Genomic DNA, 19,111 nt, shown 5'->3' on the forward strand with positions numbered 1-19,111 from the left:
AACATCAACAGTTTGTCGAGGATCATTTTCTTTCTCCATTCATGGGCCGGTTAAGGCCCATCAGTTAATGACAGGCGTTAAACAACGCGCGCTTCTGTTTCCAGAATCGCATCGGTTTCACGGATTGGGATGCCACGGAACGTGGTCCAGAATTCGCCTTCAGTCTCTTTTACGGACAGAGCCAGAGAAGCTTTATCCAGAGATTGCAGGTCCAGCGCCTGGGCAACGGTACGGTTCATGTAGAACACCGCGCGGCCCATCTTCAGGTTAGGAACGCGGTGAAGCGCTTTAACCATCATTGTGACGATGTTTGCCGCAGAACCAGGCACAGAGAGATCGCTCACATCGATGTTGGCAATGCGCACGACATAGCGCCAGTCGCGCAGTGCCAGGCCGTTATCCCACTTATAATGGGTACGGTAACCCTGGTATTTACCGCCAGAGGCGTCGATAAGAGTCTGCTCACCAAGGTTCTGGGTCTGCAGTCCAGCTTTCTGCCCTTTCGGGAAAATGCCGTGAACGGTGTTTTCACCCCATACCACCAGCCAGATAGAGGTGTTATCAGTGCCGGTACCGCCAGCGTCGATAATGTTCTGGCCGTTACCAGCCGACTTGCTGGAGTAACGAGATGACAGCCCCATGAACTGCTGTGGGTTAACACTGGTGTCGCCGTAGAACAGCGTCTGCGCCATCTGCTGGTTCATGCCTTCGAGGAATGCACGATCTTCAGACAGGCGGAATTCAGCAGTGTTACCGTTCAGATCAGCCAGTGACTTATCAACTTCTGCATAAGCCTCCAGCATGCCGACAGTGTCAGTAACCTGTACGGTAGTGGACTTGGTCGGCTGCACGCCATAGTTCAGCAAACGCCAGGTAGGCTGAGGAAGACCAGAGCGCACGGTGGTGCGGTGACCGGTTGGTAGGTTGCCTTCAACGAACATCATGTCCGTCAGGATTTCGTTTGTCTGGGAAAGGAGTTCGACGATCTTGTCTACCTTCCCGTTTGGATCGGTGCGCTTAGCCCAGTCAGCCAGCGTCAGCGCATTTACGCCTTTAACAGCCATGGTTATATCCTCTCTTATTAGCCATAAAGCACTTCGGCCGCACTACGCTGGCCTTGATTACTGCCATCGACCATGCCGTCTTCAGACATGGCTTTACCGATTTTCACGAACGTCTTAACCAGGTCGGGGTGGTTACCAAGCCCGGTCGTGTTCAGGTATTCTTTGAGCTCTGGCGTGCCGAACTGGTCCAGTGCACGCTGCGCAGCGCTGAGGTTTGCGGTCAGCTTGTCGCCGCCGATCTCTTTGTCAGCCTTCACGTCGGCTGCCCACTGTTCTGTCTGCGCCTGCCAGGCTTCTGCCTGTCTCTGCTGCACACCGGCCAGAATTTTCGGGTATGCGTCCACCAGCTTCTGCGCCTGCTCATTGGTCAGGTTCAGGTCGCGGGCAACCGGCTCGAAGTCCTTCAGCGCTTCAGTATCCAACTCAACGCCTTCAGCGGCCTGAAACTCGTATTTCTCCGGAGCGCCTTCCTGCTTCTGCTCTTTTTCAGCCTTTTCGGCTTTGGCTTTATCAGCAGCAAGTTCCCCCTCAGTTTTCTGAGTTTCTGAACCTTTGTCAGAATCAGTACCCGTCGCGTTATCCTGCGTCTGGGTTTGCTCCTGAGTTTGCTGCTGCGTTTCGCCAGCGCCTTGAGTTGTTTCAGTGGCACCAGTTGAAGCTGTATCTGCCTGACCACCATCAGCAGGTTGCTCATTGCAAAGACGGCGATGCAGCAAACGTTCAAATAAATTCATGGTTACTCCTGTTCACTGGCCTCTGCGGCCATCTTCAGATACTGATCCGGGCAGTGCGCCATGACGCGCTGAAACAGAACCAGCGCCAGGTTGCGCTGCCCTTCGTTGAATGCTGTGATGTTCGGCTCTACGTTGAAGCAGGTGCCGAACACCTGACCTTTCTCAAGCAGCCCCCATACGACGCGGCGACCCTGCTCGCTATCCATGACAAACTTGATGTCGTCCTTCTCGCGCTGTTCCAGATCGTGCTTCTTACGCTCGTTCTGAATGCGCAGTTCTTCTTCATCGAAGTCCGTCATTGCTGTGCCGCTCCTGCTGCGTTAGTGAGAGCGGTAAGCGCGCTTGGGTCAGTGGTCTGCGTCTCGCTGAGTGTCTTGGCACCCTGCGCTGCTGCCATGCCCATCTGCATGGCCTGCGCCTGCTGAGCATGTTTGGCTCGCTCTTCGCGAATGCCCTGGACCTGCTCCTGCGGAACGATGACAGTTGGCGACACGCCGGACATTTCCGAGAACGCGTCGATAGCCTGATCCACGTCGAGCTTGTCGAGCGCTTCAGGTTTGAACTGTGCGAGCTGGCCGATGAACCCAACGGTCTGCGACAGGCTGGTAAGCCCGATAGATTTCTGCGCCTGCGCCATTACGGAGATGTACTCGATGCGCAGCGGCATGCCCTGCATAACTTCAGGAGGCGGCGGGAGCATGTTCTTGCGCGCCATGATGGAGAACACGCGATCGATAAGCGGGTTGAGAGCCTCGTCGTTCAGACGCTCCAGCACCGGGCCGAGCATCAGGAGTTTCTCTTCCTTCATCTCGATGACTGCTTCCACCGGCATTGAGCGGGTGTTGATGTTCTGCAGCATCATGAAGAGGTCGACAAAGTAGGCGCTGTTGATGGTCTGCCGGGTGTCCTGAATGTCAGCCAGCAGGTCGGCGGTATTCGGGTTGACCAGGTACGCAGGCTTGAAACCGTCCTGCCCGGTAATCGTGTCCAGATACGTAACATCGCCTGGCAGCAGTGAAACGCGCTGATTCTTCAGCGACGTCGGCGCAACCATCGGCGGGTTAGTGGCTTTGTCGATAAGCTGAGCTTTACGCTTCTGCTCAACCTGCAGGGCTTTAACCTGACCGAGTGCCAGCATGCCTGGGCAGGAAGACGCGTAAACGTCCTCGCCGTTCACTTCCCAGCGCGGCGCCAGGATCGGGAATTCATCGAACCCGGATTCACGCAGCAGCTTGTCGGCGTCGCCGCTGGTCTCGAAATAGACGGAGCGGAACGGCTTGTTCTTGCTGTCCATCTTCCCGCTGTCGCGGTTGATGTTCGGCGTTATGCAGTGGTTTACCTCGATCCAGTTTTCATAGGAGCCATTTTCCCACTGACCCTTAACTGACGAACTGACGTTGTCCAGGCCAAACTCCTGCACCAGCTGGCGCACGGTCATGGAGAACTGACGGAAAGAGGTGTCGACGCTGCCGCGCGGGCTGTTCGCCAGGTAGTAGCTGCCAATAGGGAATGGCATTGTACGGATCACGTCCTGGTCATCTTCGAGCACGGCCATGGCGGCGGTGCCGAAAGTACCCAGGCTGGCGTACATGACAGGCAGTGACTGGTACAAATTCGACTTGTTGAACACTTCGTTCATGCGGCGCTGCACGACTTCCAGCCAGATTTTCACCGGGCCGTAATCCATCATGTCAGGGTCAGGCGTAGCCAGCTTGAACCACGGACGGGCTGGGCTGGTTATGCCTGACATCATGCCACTGGACAGGATGCGCTGAGCCATTGAGCCGGTAGGGTCAACAATTTTGGTGTTGCGGCGATCGTCACGGTTAACGTCTGACGTCAGGAAGCGGGAACCACGCGGATTGATAAAGTCGCTCAGGTCGCGCCAGTGCGGCTCGAACGTTGTGCGCTCACTCTTCAGCTGTGCGAGCTGCTTCAGCAGCCGCTCTTTTTCGGTTTCCGCCATCTCTCAGGTCTCCGTTACTGACCGAGCAGCGTTTTACCGCTGGTGTTGGCTGCGGAAGTGTCGCCCTGGGCGCCGGTGAGCATTGTCGACTTGGTGCCTGCTGCAGCCCGGCGGCGGCGCTCTTCGTCATCGCGGGCACTGACCACAGCGGCATCCTGGGCCTGAGGTGCGGCCTGAACTTCTGGTGCCGCTGGCACTGATGGCTTGCTGCCGATACACATAGAGATAACCTCACACACGATTAAATTATTACCAATTTAACCATATACGGATTATTTTACGTAGTGTATTGACAAAATGACGTGCAATTATTACCCTTCAGGTAACACAACATGAAAGCGCACTTCGATATCGGTTCTGTGAGGTCTTGTCGCTAAATCAAAACTGGTGAGTGCGCTTCCAGGTGTGAGCAGTACGGTATATGGCACATGTGCCGCAGCGGTCCGATGGCTCCCTTGCTGTTTACGGCCAAGCGGGTAACCGGAATGTGCAAGTCAGTGTTTTCGGTATGCACGACATAGCGCTTCACCAGCGTGGCGATACGGTGTGACACCTCGGAAGAGACGAGGCCATAACAGGTAATAGCATCTCCATATGACAGGCTAGTCACCTAAATCTTGTGGGTTAATTGCTCGTAACAATTAACAGGTGCTATTTCCGTTGTGGTGAATAAGGCATTAAACCGGCTACCACCGGCGATTGTCAGAAGCATCTGCGCAGAGTTGCTATGCCGAATAGACTGCGCACCACAACCCAATCACGCCTTAGGACCGTGATACGGCAGTACCAGGTAATGCGTGTAGCTTTGGCGGTGGCAGTTCTCCTTCTTCTGACCACCGCCCTTTTTACAGCAGAACGCCATTCTGATGACGTTGCGCTGTAAACCCGTAACTGCCAAGGAAGGCACTCCGTTGATTATTCGCCCGGTTCGTCCGGGCATTTTTTTAAGGTGAGGTTATGAAAAAATATTGTTGCTACTGGCGGTAATGTTGCTTGCCGCTTGCGATGTGAATGACGCCGATGTTGTCTCTCAGAACCTGAGTAAAGACTCTGATAATTTTCAGGTGAATCGCCGCTTTGTTTTCTACAACGGAATAACAGGTGATTACGTACTGACCATTGAAGGGCTTTGCACCAAAGACAATACCAGCACGGCTACGACCTTGGGCGTGATCTGTCAGGTTGGCCCTAATCAGTACAAGAAACACATGCTCGGCCTGTCTGACAATGTAACCATGGTTCATGGAGCAAACCGAGCCTGCCAAGGTCAGCAAATACTTCTACAAAGTTACATTCAAGCCGTCGGTAATCGTTCCAGATATAGATATTCGATAACACCGTGACATGTCACAATCAGCCCGCCGATGCGCGGGCTTTGTGTATACTGCATGAGTAACAGATGGAGAGGAAATGATGTTGACGTTCAGAGGCAAGAAACCTGAAGAAATTGATTTCGATGATGTCAGAGACATATCCAGAATCGATATTAAAACCCTTCCTTTCGAATCACAGTCTCAAATGCAGTCAGTGGTTCTTACCGCATCAGAGATAATGCGATTGGAAGAAGTTAACCAAGCTGAAGCGGTGGAGCGCGTAAAACAGGTGATGGACAGAATTAACTTTGAAATCACCGAGAAGATACTCGAAACACCATTCTACCAGGCCCGCTAATGCGGGCTTTGTTATTTCCACGGGTCATATTCAGTCACGGCCTTGCCCTGCTGGCTCTCCTGCCCTGGAATACGCAGGCGCTTCGTAACCGGGAAAGCAAACGTCAGCAGTAGCGCGTCACCTTTGCCAGGCGAGCGACCTAAGCGCTCTTTGATGTCTTCCTTCGGCTCAATGACTATCTTGCCGTCCACCCTGACTTTGTACTCTGCCGCCGACAGGTCGTCAGCAGTCTCCTGGTCATCCAGCACTCCGCCCAACTTCAGCCACGTTTTGCAGCTGTTGAACATCTCGCCGCGCTTGTTGAGCATCTGGGGATCGGTCGAGCCGCCGCCGAACGGGATTAGCTGCCATGTCCGGCCCCATCCGTCGCCGATGGACTTAAGCCCGGTACCGTAGCCAAAGTCGATAAACACCGCGTCAGCCTGGTACTGGTCTTCAAAGTCGGCGATGCGCTTCGCCATAATCAGATCGTCGGTGGTCTTGTTGCCGGTCCATAGCACTTTGCTGTGCAGACCCTGGCGCAGGTATATCACCGCGTCATCCACGCCGGAGTAAGCCGGGTCGACGCCGATAATCACCGGAGCATGCGCTACCTGACCTGCGGTCACGACGCGCTTCATTGCCTCATCGGTCAGGCCAGTGGGGATAAACTGGAGCTCTGACGCATCAGGGAAGATCCCCCGCACACGGACCTTAACGAAGTCGCTGTCTTCGCCGTGGTCTTCAATCCATTTTTGGATCTGCTCTTTGTTCGTTCCTTCGACGGTACGGCTGTCGATCTGTTTCGTAACCCAGCGGTGTTTATATTTTCGGAAGCATTCACGGAACCGACCAGAGTTACGTGTCGGGTTACCGAACGCTACCCAGATGATTTCCGTGTCTTCATCCGTCAGCGCCCCCTCTGCCACCTCCCAAACCTTATCTGCAATGTTGGAAGCTTCGTCGAATACCACGATGATGCGCTTACGCTCGTTGTGCAGCCCGGCGAACGCCTCTGTGTTGTGTTCAGACCATGGGATTGCGTCAGCACGCCAGCGCTTGTCATGTCCAGAGTCATTGCTGTACATGGCTGTTGCGGGTGTAGAGAACCAGTCTTTCGTGATGGACAGGTTTGCCCACTTAATCACTTCAGGCCAGGTCTTCGTGCGCAGTTGGTTTTCGGTGTTGGCAGTGACTACTGCTTTGCAGTCTTCGCAGGTGGACATGCCCCAATTCAGAAGCATGGAAATACCTGCGCTTTTCCCAATGCCGTGCCCTGATGAAACCGCAATCATTAGCGGTTGATGCCGTGTAACTGGGTTTCTAAGGTGATCACCAACAGTATCGAGCATCCAGCGCTGCCAGTTTCTTGGCCCTGCTGCGTGCGCCAACTCTGTGCCTTCCTCTCCCCACGGGAACGCATACAGAGCATAGCCTAACGGGTCATACGTGAACGAGGCGATATCCTCGACGAGCTGCTCTTCTGGCGACATGGCTGTTGCTGTCATTCTTCACCACCAGCCTGCTCTTTGACGCGGCGGCGCGCGGCGGCCATGCGGTCGGCGATGGTGACGGTACCGGAAACCTCCAGGCGCTCTTTGAACGCGTTGACGTCGACGTGCTTACCAATCAACTCGAGGTTCTTCACCTTGTCCGGCCATTTGATTTTTTTGAGGATGGTCTCTATCGAATCCTCGTTCATGCTCATGATGGTTGAGGACAGGTCAAACCCGCTGAGCGTGGTGCGCCATATTTTCGGCCACTCGCGGATCGGTTTCAGGCTGCCGTCGTCGTTAAGGATATCCAGCACATCCATCTGGTCGATTTCCACCAGGCGCATGAGGACGTAATCAGCGCTTACGCGCATGCGCTTATTGCGCTCTTCCATCAGTTCGGCGATTCGTTTCTGGACGCGCTCATCGCGCATATTCTGGCTGGCAAACTTAGCCGCTGTATTGGTGGAATACCCGGCGTTAATCGCCGCCTGAGTCTGATTCTCTGGGCATTTGATGTATTCCAGGCAATAGGATTCCTTCAGAACGCTGAGAGGCTCAAATTGCGTCGATTTGCGCTTATGCGGTTTTGGTGTCGCGGGCATCATTACCACCTGAGTAATTTTATTACCATGCAGGTAATACTATCACGCCCGCGCAGATGTTACATGACTGGTATCGGGTCGGGCCGCTGATTGTCTACGCGGTTCAGGAAGTGGGTCACCACGCCGTGCACCGTCGTATCGTCCAGCGCCTCGCCTTCCAGCGCTTCACCGTCAGGAGTGATCAGCGCCTTGCCCTGCACAACGGCGAATTCAGTGCGGCCGCAATACGAAATCAGCACGGTGTCACCCGGATGTGGTTTGTGCGAAACATTGATGATTGCGTAGCCCGCCGATGTCTCAATGGTGCGGCAGTTGCCGTCGTATCCGCACAGGCTGGTAATGGTGAGAGCTGCTTCTGCGTAGTCTTTTGCCGGAGATGGAAAGCCCATGATGGAACCCCACATAAAAATACTGTACATTTAAACAGTATAATCATGTGAGGATTTAGTCAATACGCCGTGACCTGTCACACTGCAAGTTTCGTTTCGTGCCAGCCCTGCGTTACCCAACAAGCCGAATCACCGGCGCATGGGCAGGACTTCACCGGCAGGCTGTCGCCACACTTGCCGCACCGGTTAGCACTGATGGCTTTGATACGTCCACGCACCCGCGCATCATCCTGGCGGATCAGCAGTGCAATGTACTCGCTCAGTTCGTATGGGTCGCGGCCCGGGCGACGCCCGGCGCAATTCCGCGCCAGCATATCCATTTCCTGCTCGTCGAGCACCAGCTCCAGCTTGCGTTCACCGGCTTCAGCCTGGCGGGCGCGCTGCGCTGCTTTGCGTTCTGCTGCAGTCTTAGCCATGGAATTTTCTCTCCCCACACTTCAGGCATATTGTTGATCGACCTTCTCCGCCTGGCTCAATCCACCAGTCATGGATGCATGCTGACTTTTTCTCCCGCTCTGCCACATACGGCAACAGCATCCGGTACGCCTGCAGCGCAAAATCTTCCTTCAGCGAGCGCGGGCCGGATTCCAGTTCCGCGATACGGGCGGCCAGCGATTCCTGGGTTACGTTAACCATCACGACCTCCTGACCTTTTCTCGATTCTCCGCCCAGGTACGCTCACGTTCCAGGCGCATAGTTTCACCATGCTTCAGCGCGTAAAGTTGATTCTCCATATCAGAGTCTGCCGCCATGCAGATCACAGCCCACTGCTCTGGCGTGAACGTGAAAATCTTCTCACCATCCTTCAGCACAATGCAGTTCTTTGCATCGTCGCGGAATACGCAAATATCAGCCATCACCCCACCTCTCTAAGTTTCAGCTCATCGGCCACGGACTCTGGCACCACCACCGGCATCGGCACGCGGATAACCTGATTCTTGAGCCTGTCGATTTCCCCGGCCAGCTCCAGCAGGCGGGAGCGGCAATCCTCTGCCTCTTCTCGCCACCAGGCCACGTCCGCCTTAAGGCGGCGCACGCGCCGCTGTTTGAGTTTGCTCACCATGGCAGCCATCCCATTTCCTGAGCCGCTGCGGATACCAGCAGCACGAACATTACTGCGTCAAATGGGTTAGGCATGGCGTTTTCTCTCTGCCGGTAATGGAGGGATATCCATCCACATGCCCGCCCTTACTATCTCCCCGGCACTACCGCGCCACTCGTCAGATTCACAATCGTAGCAAGCTGTAATCGCCACGCCGTAGTCAGTTTGAATCAGATACAGCCCGTTGCTTTCAGGTTTAATTTCGGAGGCATCATTCCAGACTGGAATCGGGCTATTGCGATATATCTCCTGAAGTTCCCGCGCCATGTGGTAGGCGATGTGCCTGCGCCCAAAATCACGAACAACCTCTTTTAGCCTTTCATGAGAAACAGTCACGGCTTCACCTCCTGCTGTGGTGCTGCTGGTAGTGGCATCCAGTGGGTTACATCCTGGCGAATCGGCACGATTCCGTAGGCGTCATCCCATCGACCCTCGAAATAATACAGAGTCGATATGTCACCACCCTTAAAGCATGCGAGAACCTCTTGTTCTGAATTTTCCTCAGGCATCCGCTCACTGCAATCCACCCAACCATCCGGAATCACCGGAGAGTTGCCAGCCCCATAAGCCATGCGCAACCAATGCATAAACACTTCAACGCTTACGCATCCACAATCTATTTCTATCCTTTCGCCTTGCTGTGAAAGCCACTGCTCGAATGGCAACTTGTAAGCCGTCATTACAGGTTCGGCACCCTGAAGCATGGCGGCTAGGCAGGCTTCCATTTCATCAATCGCAAACTCTGCAGCGTTATAAAAAGTTGCGCCAGGTATGCGGCTGCACTTTCCATGTACTTTGTCGCAGATTGCCTGACGGTCAAATACCGGCGCTGGCGGGGCGGTGTAGGAGCTCAAGACTTCATATTCATCATTCTTGAACCAATCCGCCTTTGGATGCAGATAGCTACCAAATTTTCCAGTCTCTTTATGCCTTGCGATGAACCCCACAGGCTCCGCTTCGAGCGATGCCAGCGCGATTTCGAATGCCTTCAGCGTATTACTATCAGTGATGCCAACCGTCTTGATTGCAGAAATCTGACTCCGCAGCCATTCTTTGGTAATAGTGCTCATGGGTTAGTCCAGCCATTTGATTTGTTGGGAGCGACTCAGGGCGCCATAGTGAAATTTTGGGGTGCCAACGTAGGTTCGGGTGTGGCGCTTGCCAACCACTCGGCACATACACCCCCACTCTTTCCAAAACTGCTTCATGTTAGCCATTTCACTCTCCTTTACCGGCTGCGGCGATGTTGATTCCAGCGTCGGCAAGCATCTCCAAAATTGCCGTCTTGTTAAACCAGTGCCCTGCTGCATATGGCACCATTACCGCATTTCCACCTTGAACAACCCCCACGCATAGCTCTGGCAGTTTCACCTCCCGCGCCTCAAGCTCAGCAATCCGCTTCTCTGCGGCTTCCAGCTTGGCTTCTGACTCCCTGAATTTGTCATGCCAGCGATTACATGCGATAAACGCACCTTCGCGATATGATGTCTCTGCTTCCAGCGCCTTTACCAGCTCATCAACGGTTCCTGCTGCTTGGCGTGCGTAATCGGTAATTGCCAGCTCGCATTCAATTTCAGTGCCGTTTTCGTTGGTGTGGCAAACAGCAAAGTAGTCGGAGTCGATTTCGTTATCAGCCAAATGCCTCAGCGTGTCGGCAACCAGAACGCCGTTTTCAATCAGCAGCTCTGTCGCGCGTTTGTCGATGTTGCTCATTGGGCGGCTCCTTCGATAACGTCTTCACCACAGTGCATCTTCCCATTTCGGTAGCTTGGATGCTGAACGGTGTAGATAAGGTAAGCACTGCCAAATGCGGTCCATTTTCCTTCAATATGCCGCACTTTCCCGATTTGCTTTCTGCCCTGACGGTCAGTGTAATTAACAGTCTCACCGACGTTGAATTTTGGCTGTAATGCTGTTGCTTTGCTCATGACTGCACCCCTTTGCGAAGCTGGGCGGCGTAGTGATCCCTCAGCGCTCCGGCAGCAACAGAGATGAGAGTGTCAAAATCACACACCACTGTTTCACCATCATGCTGTTCGGAGTTAGCGATAACCGTTAATGCTCGGACTAATGGTGATGATTCCTGCGCCCGCACTTCAGCCAGGAAAGCGTCCGTGGCCGGGGTTTCCATTGCAGACTTCAACCTGTCCGCGTACCACTCCTGATACTGGTAGCGCATCACATTGACGCCTAGCTCTTCCCACATATCTGAAGCTGTAGCGAACTCAGCCGCATCCTTCAGACCCGCATTCTCCGCAGCCAGCGCCGCGCACTTGGCTTCAAGTTCTTCATAACTCGGTTTCATCTTTACCCCCGCTTACCCGTATAAGTTATTGATTACGTTGATATCAAAAAGGATCATCGATTCAGAACACTTCGACATTCCATCCGCCACCGGCTTTCTTCGGCTTCACAGTCACGCCGATGATGCGGAACGGATACTGATCTGCTGCCACTTTGGTTTTCACCCTGGCGTCGTCGGTCCAGAACCCTTTCACCTCGTGCAGTTCAATCTCACCGGTGGTGAGCATCACCGCGAAGTCCGGCGTGTAGAACGTGTTGTCAGCCAGCCTCAGCTTGATTCCTTCGAACCGGTACCAGACCACTTCCCCTGCATGCTTACGCAGCTCCAGGTGCTGGCAGTACGCAGATTCGGTCTTGTTCATCTGGCCTGTCTTGAGTCGACCAAGAGCCTGTAACTGCTTTCTCATGATTTACCCCTTAGGTAATTTAAATCCACATTAGAGTTAAAATCAATAGCTATGCGCATATTTTGTTACCTTCAAGGTAATTATGCAGGCGTAAAAAAATGCGCTGCCGCGCCGGTGCTACCTGATGAGTCCTGCGGCTTTCCCTCGCCGGTATTCCTCCATCAGCCACTGGGCCGGTGTCAGTCCCCCCAGGGTTGCGGCGTTCGGCATACATCCGAAGCTTTTGCCGGGAGGGTGGTAAGCACTCCCACCTGTGTCTGCAGGCGTTTGTATCGGCTCTGGCTTCGCCTGGATGCTCAGAACCGGATCCGGAATCTGGTGACCGGCCGCCACTTTTGCAGCCCATTCCTCCAGCAGTTTGCGCGCATGCTTCTCGACTTCAATCTCGCTCAGCTGGCGCTGATACATCGCCCGGCGGGTATCGCACACAATCCAGTACATGACCGGGTGGCGCCACGGGAAGCGCTCCGGGCCGCCAGGCTGGAGGCTTTTCTCTTTGGCGTAACGGTGGAACTCTCCCATAACGTCCTCGATGCTCACGCCCAGCACCATCTTGCTGTCCTTGCACCACTTGATGAACTGCCCGGGCGACGGCCAGAACGGTGATTCACTGGCTCGGGCATGGCGCATTCCTGCCGATACCTGCTCGCGGGTACGGATCCCACCTTCAGCGAATGCGGCAATCCACTGGCGCTTCGCGTCGGTTTCCTGCTGTACGGTCTTCAGGTTGGTCTGCTCAGCCGCCGGGAAGAGTTGCTTAAGCTGTTTGAACAGAGCATCGACTAGACGCTCTGCGCTCATGTTTACAACGTTGTCCTGCTGATCGTGGTGATTATCCGGGCCCATCATGCGAGCCAGAGCGCCAGCATCACGATTCTGAATTGCTGCGAATACGTTACTCATAAGAAATCCTTCCAGCCCTCAGGGCTGTTCCAGTGTGGTACGTCATCTTCAGAGCTGTCACCGCGCTTACCTGCCGCTCTTTTTCTCCTGTTCATCAGCAGTCGGGCAAACTTCTGCTCCCACTGCACGTGTTGCATCACATTGCCTTCCGCCATCCAGTAGGTGATGAATTCAATCAGGTCTGATTTCTTGTACCCGTCAGCTGGTAGTGCATGGCCCCACATTCTGGCGCGCATGACAAAATCATCTGACGGTTGCCAGTTTTCATGCATGGTGAATTTGCCGATCGGTTCCCCGATACCTGGAATGACAACGGGAGGGATTTGAATTCCTTCGCGCGGAGAGAGAGGGGTTTTATTTATATCTTCCTCTTCCTCTTCCTCTGGTAACTCTTTTTGTAACGCTGTGCGCGTTACATTTTGCGTTTCACGTTTCCGGTGTTCTGCGACTCTTCTGTTTGTAAGTGCCCGTTTTTTCGATGATTCACCGTTGTGACGCTCAAAGTTAGGCAACACCAGCTTTTCGTCGACATATGCGAGCCAGCCAACAGTGATCAGTGCATCAGCGAATCCGGTAATAAAAGCGAGTCTGTCCAGTACTCCCTTTGTAACGCTGCCAGCGTTACCGTCTATTGTCTGCTGATCGGCCCATGCCCAGATGCGAACCAGCTTCCCGAGAACGGCATCCGGGTCGATGTTCAGTAGCTCGGCTATCTGAAATATTTCAGGCTTATCAGGGGTGATCACCTCGACCTTAATCCAGCTGCTGGCCATCAGATCACCTCCGGCACATTGCCTTTCGCAGCTTCATCCATAATCCGTTTAATCTCCGCCTGGCGGCGCAGGCTGGAGTTAATGGCGCACTCAACGCAATGACCGTTGTAGACGTAGCGCTCACTGTCATGACCGTGCTTGCACTTTTTACCGGTGTAATAACGCTTAAAACCTGACTTTGCAGCGTCCAGACGAGTGATAATCTCCATTGCGCGACCTCATTGACGTTTACTATTACGGTAATTTTGTGCGATGGCCGAAAAAAGATCAACCATATTCGGATCATTATTACCTGAGAGAACTGAATAGATATGAAAAGACCGCCAGAAGGCGGCCTGATGGGGGTTTGAAAGAGGTTTTATTCGTAGAAGAAGATAGCCAGTTCCGGCTTTGTCCTGACCCAGCCACGTTGTTTGCATGCCTTAAACAGCCCATTCATCAATGTCTTACCGGGCATTTTCCGACGTCCTGTCAGATGCGTCTGGATGTAGTGGCTGGTCGTTCCGGCCTCGGAAGCAAAGGCATTTCGCTCATCAGGAGTGAGTTGCAACCAGTGTTTTTTGAAGTCGAATTTTTCGTTCTCGCTCATAGCTATTGCCTGATATTAATTTCAGATAATAAATATTCACCCAGAAGGTAATAAAAATCAAGGTTTGTTACCTGTGAGGTGCATTTACCTGTGGGGTAAATTCGCTTTTAATTGAACCACTAACTAATTCATATATGAGGCGATTCACCAGAGCATGAAAAGTATTCAGGATATCCGCAGGCAGAATATTAACGATATCATCGACCGTGACTTTAACGGGGTGCAGACTCGTCTGGCGGAAAAACTGGGAACTCAGGCAAACCTGGTGAACCGCTGGGCCCGCGGGCAGAAGGTTGTCGGCGACACGGTGGCGCGCAAGATTGAGAAGGCAGCAAACAAGCCGTCGAACTGGCTGGACGTCGACCACTCTTTATCTGCTGTTGCCATCACCCAGGCGGAGATCACCCCTTCCGATATCGGCCAGCTGGCGGCGCATAACCTCGAAGCGTGGATGCAGAACAACCGCGACCTGTCGTCGCAGGGAAAGGTGTCGAAAGCGTCCGGCGTTGCCCAGGCTACAATCCAGCGCATGCTGAACAATGAGGTTAGTGTTTCCATCTCCACCCTTGAGTCGATCGCCAGCGCGTTCGGGCGCCGAGGCTATGAGCTGCTTATTCATCCCCGCGACCCGGCCACTATCCATTACGACCGGGCCCGCTACGCATTGTTACCTGAGAGCGAGAAAAGCAAGATCGAGAGCTACGTCGATTTCGTGATTGTTCAGAACGGTAAAACGCAAGGGTAAAACCATACATTTCAGATAATAAGCCGCCATTGAGCGGCTTTTTTATTGCCATAATCATTACCTTACGGGTAATTTTTTATAATCATATCTATTGACACCAAACCAAATAAGGATAATTATTACCTCAACGGTAACACTGAGGTAACGAATTATGCAGTGGAAAATCATCAACGGTTGGTACTGCGTTACGGCGTGCGGGGTTATGAGCACCAAGTGCCGCACTCTGCATGAGGCCATCAACTGGGCGTTTGTCACCAAGATGGCAGTCAAAACTGAAATGGATATGGGGGTGAGAAAGTGAACATCCAGCAGATCGATAACCTGAAAAAAATCATGACCAGCATCGACAGCGACGACCAGCTGAGCCAGTTGTACTACGAGCGCCAGGTAGAGCTGATCGACGCCATCAAGTTCCACCAACTGCAGGAACCGTTTTACGAACTTGGTCGCAAAGGTGTGCGTCGTGAAATTCTGGAAGAGCTGATGATGAGCCCGGAGTTTGAAGAAGCTCTCGCAGCGTACCAGGCCGCGCTGACCAGCATCATCGCGAAGTGGGACCTGGCTGACCAGCTGGACACGGCGAGGAACGCGGCATGAAACCAGGCATTTACTTCGACATCAGCAACGAGGATTACCACGCCGGCGACGGCGTGAGTAAGTCTCAGCTTGATATGGTTGCGCTGAGCCCGGCCCTGCTGCAGTGGCAGAAATCAGCACCGGTCGATACCGAAAAGCTGAAAGCGCTGGATATGGGAACTGCCCTTCACTGCCTGCTGCTGGAGCCGGATGAGTTCGACAAACGCTTCATCGTGGCGCCGCAGTTCAACCGCAGGACGAATAAGGGAAAAGCAGACGAAGCTACCTTCCTAAAAGACTGCGAAGGAAGCGGAAAAATAGTTATGGAAGCTGAGCAAGATCGCCAGCTGAAACTGATGCGCGACAGCGCGATGGCGCACCCGGCGGCGAAGTGGCTTCTGGAAGCGGAAGGATTCTGCGAAGCATCGCATTACTGGACGGATCCTGAGACTGGCGAACTATGCCGCATCCGTCCGGACAAACGCCTGAAGTATCACCCGGTTCTGCTGGACGTGAAGAAGGTTGCGGACATGGAGCGGTTCTCCCGCCACATCGAGGAATTCCGGTACCACGTTCAGGACGCCATGTACCGAGAAGGCGCGCAGCAGACCACCGGTGAGCCACACGGATTCTTCTTCCTGGCGGTGAGCGAAACCATCGACTGCGGACGCTACCCGGTGCGCGTGTTCGAGCTGGATGCGCCGGACGTAGATGCCGGGCATGCACTGTTCCGCCGGGATCTGAATACCTACCACCAATGCCGCGAGTCAGGCGAATGGGGTGGATTTGAAATTATTAAACGCCCTGAGTGGGCACGCAAACAGGATATGTACGTATGAGCAACGACATCGCAAACATCAATGCACCAGTAGACACGGCAATCGCTGGAACTGCTGCAACAATTTTCAGCCCTGAAGGTTTGAACCAACTGATGAAGTTCGCCGAAGTTATGGCACAAAGCCGTGTGACGGTACCGGCTCACCTCGCCGGGAAGCCAGCTGATTGCATGGCTGTAGCAATGCAGGCTGCGCAGTGGGGAATGAACCCGTTCGCCGTGGCACAGAAAACTCATGTTGTGAGCGGAACGCTCGGCTATGAAGCCCAATTAGTAAACGCAGTTATCTCCACCATGTCGCCAACAAAAGATCGCATCAACTACGAGTGGTTCGGGCCTTGGGAACGCGTGATCGGAAAGTTTGTTGAGAAAACATCCAAAAACGGCAATGCGTATATCGCACCAGGCTGGACCCTCAAAGACGAAGAAGGATGCGGTGTTCGCGTATGGGCAACCATGAAGGGAGAGGATCAGCCTCGAGTGCTCGAGTTAATGCTGTCTCAGGCTCAGGTAAGAAACTCAACGCTTTGGGCAAGCGACCCGAAACAACAACTCGCATACCTGGCGACAAAGCGCTGGTCACGCCTGCATTGCCCGGACGTAATCATGGGCGTGTACACCCCTGACGAACTGCAGGAGACGGCACCGCGCGTTGAACGCGATATCACGCCGACACCCGCCACCGCATCAGGCATGAACAAGCTGATCAACTCCAAGCCTGAGCCGCACCAGGAAGAGAAGCCGAAGAGCAGTGATGACCGCGATCCGGAAGAAATACTGTGCGCATTCACTGACGCAGCAATGAACTACAACACGCTGAAGGATCTGGACAACGCATACAAATACGTTGCCAAAAAGCTCGCTAACGATGATAACCGCCTGGCTAAAGCCACTGACGTGTACACCATCCGCCGCGATGAGCTGAACGAAGTCACTATGTAATCACCACCGTGGCGCCACGGCGCCACACCTGCAACCAAGAGAGGTATTTATGAAAGGTGCATTTGGTAAGAAGGAACTCCTGGCGGTGGTGCCACTGTCATGGAGCACGATTGACCGACTGGAACAGGCTGGCGAATTCCCGTCACGTTTCTGGATCACAGATCGCCGCTGCGCGTGGGACCAGAGCGAAGTTGAAGCCTGGCTGGATAAACGTAAGGCGGCAAGCCCGGCGACGTTCACCGGAAAAAAGCCGCCAGTTGACCGCCGCGTGTATCGCCCGATGAGTGCAGCAGCATGACGGCGCTGAAAAAGCATATCGGCAGATGGTCAGATGTGTACCTGTATCTGGCCGTGGTCGCCTACCTGATGTGGCTGGCGGCGGTAATCAGTTGAGAGGTCTGGATCAAATGAAAAAGACAAAGCTTGAGCGCTATCACGAAGACTATGTCTCGCAGCGCCGTGTTGAAAGAGTGGTGGCAGTAACGCCGGAAGCGATGGAGATCGAAAGCCGGGCCATCGAGCGCGAGCGACGCGGTCATTACCGAATCGCAGCCCGTCTGTGGCTCCAGTGCCTAGATGCGGCCGTCGGCGAAGTAGAGCGCGCCCGCATCGCGGTGCGCCGCCAGCAGTGCATAACCAAAGGTAACCGCACCCCTCACCTGGACTACAGCGGGATCGGATGTCGCGGGGTTGTGTATGACTAATCCGCACGACGGAATCACCGTGGGCAGCGTGACACTGCCCTATTCCATTAATCGCCGTGGATGGGTAGCACCAAGCGGCGACATTATCAAAAATCCATTTAAAGCTCAGCGCCTGGCTGAGCTGATGAACAATAAGAAGGTGGCGGCATGAACAAGGCAGCACCAGCAGATTTAAGAAAGTGCCTCGAGGCTGCAAATATGCTCGCCTCGTTCGGCATCCGATTTGTTCCAATGCCAGCAGCCACAGACGCGGAGTACGCAATGCTGTCTGCGATGTTTATGGAAAAGCTGGAGTCTCTTGCAGTTGAAGCCGAGAAATTGGAAGGCGGTGAAGCATGACCGGAAAATACACTCTTATCTACGCTGACCCTCCTTGGGTATACCGTGACAAAGCAGCAGACGGCAACCGCGGCGCCGGGTTCAAATACCCTGTCATGAACGTGCTTGATATCTGCCGCCTGCCAGTGTGGGATCTGGCTGCAGAAGATTGCCTGCTGGCTATGTGGTGGGTTCCGACTCAGCCGGTTGAAGCTCTGAAGGTTGTCGAAGCGTGGGGATTCAAACTGATGACAATGAAGGGATTCACCTGGCACAAAACGAATAAGCACAAAGGCAACAGCGCGATCGGCATGGGCCACATGACCAGGGCGAACAGCGAAGACTGCCTTTTCGCGGTGCGCGGGAAACTGCCGGCGCGCATGGATGCCTCTATCTGCCAGCACGTCACGGCGCCGCGTCTGGAGAACTCGCGCAAGCCTGACGCAATCCGGGAAAAACTGGTTCAGTTGCTTGGCGATGTGCCGCGCATCGAGCTATTCGCCCGCCAGTCGTCGCATGGCTTCGACGTTTGGGGTAACCAGTGCGAAGGCCCGGCGGTGCAGTTGCACCCTGGATACGCGCTGGATATCGCCGGGATGACGCGGGCATTCGCAAATGCTCCGCTGTCACCAACAGACAATCAGGGTCGGGAGCGTGCAGCGTGAAAAATATTACAGAATGGAATGGCGAGGGATTGCCTCCAGTTGGTTGTGAGTGTGAGTATGAAACTAAATTTCACGGATGGCAGCCAGTGCGCATTGAGTTAATCAAGTCTGAAGGAATTGCTTTCACTTGGCTGGCTAACAGTGAAGCTTACAATGGACTTGATTGCGTTGGGATTAAAAAAGCAGGTTCTTTCCGCCCTATCCGCTCGGAAGCAGATAAGAAGCGTGGTGCAGCGATAAGCGCCATCGATGCAACTTGCTTATTGGTAAGTGATGCCAGCAAGACAGCGGAGGCAATTTACGACGCTATAGCTGCAGGTGACATCCCGGGCGTTAATATTGAATAG

Annotated in this window: 32 protein-coding genes and 3 pseudogenes; 12 read left to right on the top strand and 23 right to left on the bottom strand. The window is 54.0% G+C overall.

Translation table 11 applies throughout. The features are described from left to right. Positions 1–77 precede the first annotated feature (77 nt). From DEO48_RS13490 to DEO48_RS13510, 6 genes and pseudogenes are all read right to left on the bottom strand, one after another. On the bottom strand, positions 78–1,064 hold the full coding sequence (locus DEO48_RS13490; RefSeq protein WP_109845462.1) for a major capsid protein: 987 nt from the start codon (positions 1,062–1,064) through the stop codon (positions 78–80). A 17-nt stretch (positions 1,065–1,081) separates the two neighbouring features. Then, positions 1,082–1,738, bottom strand: a pseudogene (locus DEO48_RS13495) (peptidase); the annotation flags it as partial. Then, positions 1,726–1,798: pseudogene (locus DEO48_RS27395) on the bottom strand (peptidase); the annotation flags it as partial. The pseudogenes DEO48_RS27395 and DEO48_RS13495, both read right to left, overlap by 13 nt. Positions 1,799–1,800: 2 nt before the next feature. Then, a complete protein-coding gene (locus DEO48_RS13500; protein ID WP_109845464.1) occupies positions 1,801–2,097 on the bottom strand; it encodes a hypothetical protein in 297 nt (98 codons plus the stop codon). Further along, positions 2,094–3,764, bottom strand: a complete 1,671-nt coding sequence (locus tag DEO48_RS13505; protein WP_109845465.1) for a portal protein — start codon at positions 3,762–3,764, stop codon at positions 2,094–2,096. The genes DEO48_RS13500 and DEO48_RS13505 overlap by 4 nt, the downstream gene beginning before the upstream one ends. Positions 3,765–3,778: 14 nt before the next feature. After that, complete coding sequence (locus DEO48_RS13510; protein ID WP_109845466.1) at positions 3,779–3,985, bottom strand: hypothetical protein; 207 nt, start codon at positions 3,983–3,985, stop codon at positions 3,779–3,781. A 747-nt stretch (positions 3,986–4,732) separates the two neighbouring features. On the opposite strand from DEO48_RS13510, the gene DEO48_RS13515 reads away from it, so the two are divergent. Both DEO48_RS13515 and DEO48_RS13520 read left to right on the top strand, forming a co-directional pair. Beyond that, on the top strand, positions 4,733–5,107 hold the full coding sequence (locus DEO48_RS13515) for a hypothetical protein (RefSeq protein ID WP_219933012.1): 375 nt from the start codon (positions 4,733–4,735) through the stop codon (positions 5,105–5,107). A 67-nt stretch (positions 5,108–5,174) separates the two neighbouring features. After that, complete coding sequence (locus DEO48_RS13520; protein ID WP_109845467.1) at positions 5,175–5,435, top strand: hypothetical protein; 261 nt, start codon at positions 5,175–5,177, stop codon at positions 5,433–5,435. 11 nt (positions 5,436–5,446) lie between these two features. On the opposite strand, the gene DEO48_RS13525 is transcribed toward DEO48_RS13520, so the two are convergent. The 17 genes and pseudogenes from DEO48_RS13525 to DEO48_RS13605 form a co-directional block, all read right to left on the bottom strand. Further along, positions 5,447–6,922 (bottom strand): terminase, encoded by a 1,476-nt coding sequence (locus DEO48_RS13525; protein WP_109845468.1) that lies wholly within the window; start codon positions 6,920–6,922, stop codon positions 5,447–5,449. Beyond that, entirely contained in the window at positions 6,919–7,515 is a 597-nt protein-coding gene (locus DEO48_RS13530) for a terminase small subunit (protein WP_258306104.1), read from the bottom strand. Before DEO48_RS13530 ends, DEO48_RS13525 begins: the two co-directional genes overlap by 4 nt. 56 nt (positions 7,516–7,571) lie before the next feature. Then, positions 7,572–7,901 (bottom strand): hypothetical protein, encoded by a 330-nt coding sequence (locus DEO48_RS13535; protein ID WP_069914239.1) that lies wholly within the window; start codon positions 7,899–7,901, stop codon positions 7,572–7,574. Positions 7,902–7,978: 77 nt separating this feature from the next. Then, positions 7,979–8,317: a hypothetical protein gene (locus tag DEO48_RS13540; RefSeq protein WP_109845470.1), complete on the bottom strand. Its 339-nt coding sequence runs from the start codon at positions 8,315–8,317 to the stop codon at positions 7,979–7,981. Then, entirely contained in the window at positions 8,310–8,537 is a 228-nt protein-coding gene (locus DEO48_RS13545; RefSeq protein WP_109845471.1) for a hypothetical protein, read from the bottom strand. Before DEO48_RS13545 ends, DEO48_RS13540 begins: the two co-directional genes overlap by 8 nt. Next, positions 8,537–8,758 (bottom strand): hypothetical protein, encoded by a 222-nt coding sequence (locus DEO48_RS13550; protein WP_109845472.1) that lies wholly within the window; start codon positions 8,756–8,758, stop codon positions 8,537–8,539. Before DEO48_RS13550 ends, DEO48_RS13545 begins: the two co-directional genes overlap by 1 nt. Continuing rightward, positions 8,758–8,973: a hypothetical protein gene (locus DEO48_RS13555; RefSeq protein ID WP_109845473.1), complete on the bottom strand. Its 216-nt coding sequence runs from the start codon at positions 8,971–8,973 to the stop codon at positions 8,758–8,760. The genes DEO48_RS13550 and DEO48_RS13555 overlap by 1 nt, the downstream gene beginning before the upstream one ends. A 57-nt stretch (positions 8,974–9,030) precedes the next feature. Continuing rightward, positions 9,031–9,339 (bottom strand): hypothetical protein, encoded by a 309-nt coding sequence (locus DEO48_RS13560; protein ID WP_109845474.1) that lies wholly within the window; start codon positions 9,337–9,339, stop codon positions 9,031–9,033. Then, on the bottom strand, positions 9,336–10,073 hold the full coding sequence (locus tag DEO48_RS27180; RefSeq protein ID WP_223603917.1) for a DUF551 domain-containing protein: 738 nt from the start codon (positions 10,071–10,073) through the stop codon (positions 9,336–9,338). The genes DEO48_RS13560 and DEO48_RS27180 overlap by 4 nt, the downstream gene beginning before the upstream one ends. Before the next feature lie 148 nt (positions 10,074–10,221). Beyond that, a pseudogene (locus DEO48_RS27400) lies at positions 10,222–10,740 on the bottom strand (hypothetical protein); the annotation flags it as partial. Beyond that, positions 10,713–10,931, bottom strand: a complete 219-nt coding sequence (locus DEO48_RS13575; protein ID WP_109845475.1) for a hypothetical protein — start codon at positions 10,929–10,931, stop codon at positions 10,713–10,715. The gene DEO48_RS13575 and the pseudogene DEO48_RS27400, both read right to left, overlap by 28 nt. Further along, positions 10,928–11,308: a hypothetical protein gene (locus tag DEO48_RS13580; RefSeq protein WP_109845476.1), complete on the bottom strand. Its 381-nt coding sequence runs from the start codon at positions 11,306–11,308 to the stop codon at positions 10,928–10,930. The genes DEO48_RS13575 and DEO48_RS13580 overlap by 4 nt, the downstream gene beginning before the upstream one ends. A gap of 61 nt (positions 11,309–11,369) precedes the next feature. Continuing rightward, positions 11,370–11,714, bottom strand: a complete 345-nt coding sequence (locus DEO48_RS13585; RefSeq protein ID WP_109845477.1) for a DUF1064 domain-containing protein — start codon at positions 11,712–11,714, stop codon at positions 11,370–11,372. 117 nt (positions 11,715–11,831) lie between these two features. Then, positions 11,832–12,617, bottom strand: a complete 786-nt coding sequence (locus DEO48_RS13590; RefSeq protein WP_063858982.1) for a replication protein P — start codon at positions 12,615–12,617, stop codon at positions 11,832–11,834. After that, complete coding sequence (locus DEO48_RS13595; protein ID WP_109845478.1) at positions 12,614–13,390, bottom strand: DnaT-like ssDNA-binding domain-containing protein; 777 nt, start codon at positions 13,388–13,390, stop codon at positions 12,614–12,616. The genes DEO48_RS13590 and DEO48_RS13595 overlap by 4 nt, the downstream gene beginning before the upstream one ends. Continuing rightward, positions 13,390–13,599 (bottom strand): hypothetical protein, encoded by a 210-nt coding sequence (locus tag DEO48_RS13600; protein ID WP_109845479.1) that lies wholly within the window; start codon positions 13,597–13,599, stop codon positions 13,390–13,392. Before DEO48_RS13600 ends, DEO48_RS13595 begins: the two co-directional genes overlap by 1 nt. A 149-nt stretch (positions 13,600–13,748) precedes the next feature. Continuing rightward, positions 13,749–13,979 carry a hypothetical protein gene (locus DEO48_RS13605; protein WP_109845480.1) on the bottom strand — a complete coding sequence of 77 codons (231 nt, stop codon included), beginning with the start codon at positions 13,977–13,979 and terminating at the stop codon, positions 13,749–13,751. 154 nt (positions 13,980–14,133) lie between these two features. Here DEO48_RS13605 and DEO48_RS13610 point away from each other — a divergent pair, with 154 nt between their 5' ends. The 10 genes from DEO48_RS13610 (at position 14,134) to DEO48_RS13655 (ending at position 19,111) form a co-directional block, all read left to right on the top strand. Then, a complete protein-coding gene (locus DEO48_RS13610; protein WP_109845481.1) occupies positions 14,134–14,724 on the top strand; it encodes a helix-turn-helix transcriptional regulator in 591 nt (196 codons plus the stop codon). A 297-nt stretch (positions 14,725–15,021) separates the two neighbouring features. Continuing rightward, positions 15,022–15,321 carry a hypothetical protein gene (locus DEO48_RS13615; protein ID WP_109845482.1) on the top strand — a complete coding sequence of 100 codons (300 nt, stop codon included), beginning with the start codon at positions 15,022–15,024 and terminating at the stop codon, positions 15,319–15,321. Continuing rightward, positions 15,318–16,139 carry a PD-(D/E)XK nuclease-like domain-containing protein gene (locus tag DEO48_RS13620; RefSeq protein ID WP_109845483.1) on the top strand — a complete coding sequence of 274 codons (822 nt, stop codon included), beginning with the start codon at positions 15,318–15,320 and terminating at the stop codon, positions 16,137–16,139. Before DEO48_RS13615 ends, DEO48_RS13620 begins: the two co-directional genes overlap by 4 nt. After that, the gene (locus tag DEO48_RS13625) at positions 16,136–17,077 is read left to right on the top strand and encodes a RecT family recombinase (RefSeq protein ID WP_109845484.1); all 942 of its coding nucleotides are present in this window, start codon (positions 16,136–16,138) and stop codon (positions 17,075–17,077) included. Before DEO48_RS13620 ends, DEO48_RS13625 begins: the two co-directional genes overlap by 4 nt. Positions 17,078–17,126: 49 nt before the next feature. Further along, a complete protein-coding gene (locus DEO48_RS13630) occupies positions 17,127–17,375 on the top strand; it encodes an AlpA family transcriptional regulator (RefSeq protein WP_109845485.1) in 249 nt (82 codons plus the stop codon). 109 nt (positions 17,376–17,484) lie between these two features. Further along, complete coding sequence (locus DEO48_RS13635) at positions 17,485–17,781, top strand: PerC family transcriptional regulator (protein WP_032634921.1); 297 nt, start codon at positions 17,485–17,487, stop codon at positions 17,779–17,781. Then, on the top strand, positions 17,774–17,932 hold the full coding sequence (locus DEO48_RS13640) for a DUF1317 family protein (RefSeq protein WP_109845486.1): 159 nt from the start codon (positions 17,774–17,776) through the stop codon (positions 17,930–17,932). The genes DEO48_RS13635 and DEO48_RS13640 overlap by 8 nt, the downstream gene beginning before the upstream one ends. Then, complete coding sequence (locus DEO48_RS13645) at positions 17,929–18,120, top strand: DUF1382 family protein (protein ID WP_109845487.1); 192 nt, start codon at positions 17,929–17,931, stop codon at positions 18,118–18,120. Before DEO48_RS13640 ends, DEO48_RS13645 begins: the two co-directional genes overlap by 4 nt. Then, on the top strand, positions 18,117–18,764 hold the full coding sequence (locus DEO48_RS13650) for an MT-A70 family methyltransferase (RefSeq protein ID WP_109845488.1): 648 nt from the start codon (positions 18,117–18,119) through the stop codon (positions 18,762–18,764). Before DEO48_RS13645 ends, DEO48_RS13650 begins: the two co-directional genes overlap by 4 nt. Further along, positions 18,761–19,111: a hypothetical protein gene (locus tag DEO48_RS13655; protein ID WP_109845489.1), complete on the top strand. Its 351-nt coding sequence runs from the start codon at positions 18,761–18,763 to the stop codon at positions 19,109–19,111. Before DEO48_RS13650 ends, DEO48_RS13655 begins: the two co-directional genes overlap by 4 nt.

The sequence above is a fragment of the Enterobacter sp. CGMCC 5087 genome (assembly GCF_003144775.1).
Lineage (GTDB): Bacteria > Pseudomonadota > Gammaproteobacteria > Enterobacterales > Enterobacteriaceae > Enterobacter > Enterobacter cloacae_M.

Coding starts and splice junctions, on each gene's coding strand:
- DEO48_RS13500 (WP_109845464.1), bottom strand. CDS start 2,097: ATGACGGACTTCGATGAAGAAGAACTGCGCATTCAGAACGAGCGTAAG.
- DEO48_RS13620 (WP_109845483.1), top strand. CDS start 15,318: ATGAAACCAGGCATTTACTTCGACATCAGCAACGAGGATTACCACGCC.
- DEO48_RS13610 (WP_109845481.1), top strand. CDS start 14,134: ATGAAAAGTATTCAGGATATCCGCAGGCAGAATATTAACGATATCATC.
- DEO48_RS13520 (WP_109845467.1), top strand. CDS start 5,175: ATGATGTTGACGTTCAGAGGCAAGAAACCTGAAGAAATTGATTTCGAT.
- DEO48_RS13640 (WP_109845486.1), top strand. CDS start 17,774: ATGACTAATCCGCACGACGGAATCACCGTGGGCAGCGTGACACTGCCC.
- DEO48_RS13585 (WP_109845477.1), bottom strand. CDS start 11,714: ATGAGAAAGCAGTTACAGGCTCTTGGTCGACTCAAGACAGGCCAGATG.
- DEO48_RS13535 (WP_069914239.1), bottom strand. CDS start 7,901: ATGGGCTTTCCATCTCCGGCAAAAGACTACGCAGAAGCAGCTCTCACC.
- DEO48_RS13580 (WP_109845476.1), bottom strand. CDS start 11,308: ATGAAACCGAGTTATGAAGAACTTGAAGCCAAGTGCGCGGCGCTGGCT.
- DEO48_RS13645 (WP_109845487.1), top strand. CDS start 17,929: ATGAACAAGGCAGCACCAGCAGATTTAAGAAAGTGCCTCGAGGCTGCA.
- DEO48_RS13505 (WP_109845465.1), bottom strand. CDS start 3,764: ATGGCGGAAACCGAAAAAGAGCGGCTGCTGAAGCAGCTCGCACAGCTG.
- DEO48_RS13575 (WP_109845475.1), bottom strand. CDS start 10,931: ATGAGCAAAGCAACAGCATTACAGCCAAAATTCAACGTCGGTGAGACT.
- DEO48_RS13525 (WP_109845468.1), bottom strand. CDS start 6,922: ATGACAGCAACAGCCATGTCGCCAGAAGAGCAGCTCGTCGAGGATATC.
- DEO48_RS13545 (WP_109845471.1), bottom strand. CDS start 8,537: ATGGTTAACGTAACCCAGGAATCGCTGGCCGCCCGTATCGCGGAACTG.
- DEO48_RS13635 (WP_032634921.1), top strand. CDS start 17,485: ATGAAAAAGACAAAGCTTGAGCGCTATCACGAAGACTATGTCTCGCAG.
- DEO48_RS13595 (WP_109845478.1), bottom strand. CDS start 13,390: ATGGCCAGCAGCTGGATTAAGGTCGAGGTGATCACCCCTGATAAGCCT.
- DEO48_RS13540 (WP_109845470.1), bottom strand. CDS start 8,317: ATGGCTAAGACTGCAGCAGAACGCAAAGCAGCGCAGCGCGCCCGCCAG.
- DEO48_RS13510 (WP_109845466.1), bottom strand. CDS start 3,985: ATGTGTATCGGCAGCAAGCCATCAGTGCCAGCGGCACCAGAAGTTCAG.
- DEO48_RS13630 (WP_109845485.1), top strand. CDS start 17,127: ATGAAAGGTGCATTTGGTAAGAAGGAACTCCTGGCGGTGGTGCCACTG.
- DEO48_RS13590 (WP_063858982.1), bottom strand. CDS start 12,617: ATGAGTAACGTATTCGCAGCAATTCAGAATCGTGATGCTGGCGCTCTG.
- DEO48_RS13605 (WP_109845480.1), bottom strand. CDS start 13,979: ATGAGCGAGAACGAAAAATTCGACTTCAAAAAACACTGGTTGCAACTC.
- DEO48_RS13555 (WP_109845473.1), bottom strand. CDS start 8,973: ATGGCTGCCATGGTGAGCAAACTCAAACAGCGGCGCGTGCGCCGCCTT.
- DEO48_RS13550 (WP_109845472.1), bottom strand. CDS start 8,758: ATGGCTGATATTTGCGTATTCCGCGACGATGCAAAGAACTGCATTGTG.
- DEO48_RS27180 (WP_223603917.1), bottom strand. CDS start 10,073: ATGAGCACTATTACCAAAGAATGGCTGCGGAGTCAGATTTCTGCAATC.
- DEO48_RS13490 (WP_109845462.1), bottom strand. CDS start 1,064: ATGGCTGTTAAAGGCGTAAATGCGCTGACGCTGGCTGACTGGGCTAAG.
- DEO48_RS13530 (WP_258306104.1), bottom strand. CDS start 7,515: ATGATGCCCGCGACACCAAAACCGCATAAGCGCAAATCGACGCAATTT.
- DEO48_RS13625 (WP_109845484.1), top strand. CDS start 16,136: ATGAGCAACGACATCGCAAACATCAATGCACCAGTAGACACGGCAATC.
- DEO48_RS13650 (WP_109845488.1), top strand. CDS start 18,117: ATGACCGGAAAATACACTCTTATCTACGCTGACCCTCCTTGGGTATAC.
- DEO48_RS13600 (WP_109845479.1), bottom strand. CDS start 13,599: ATGGAGATTATCACTCGTCTGGACGCTGCAAAGTCAGGTTTTAAGCGT.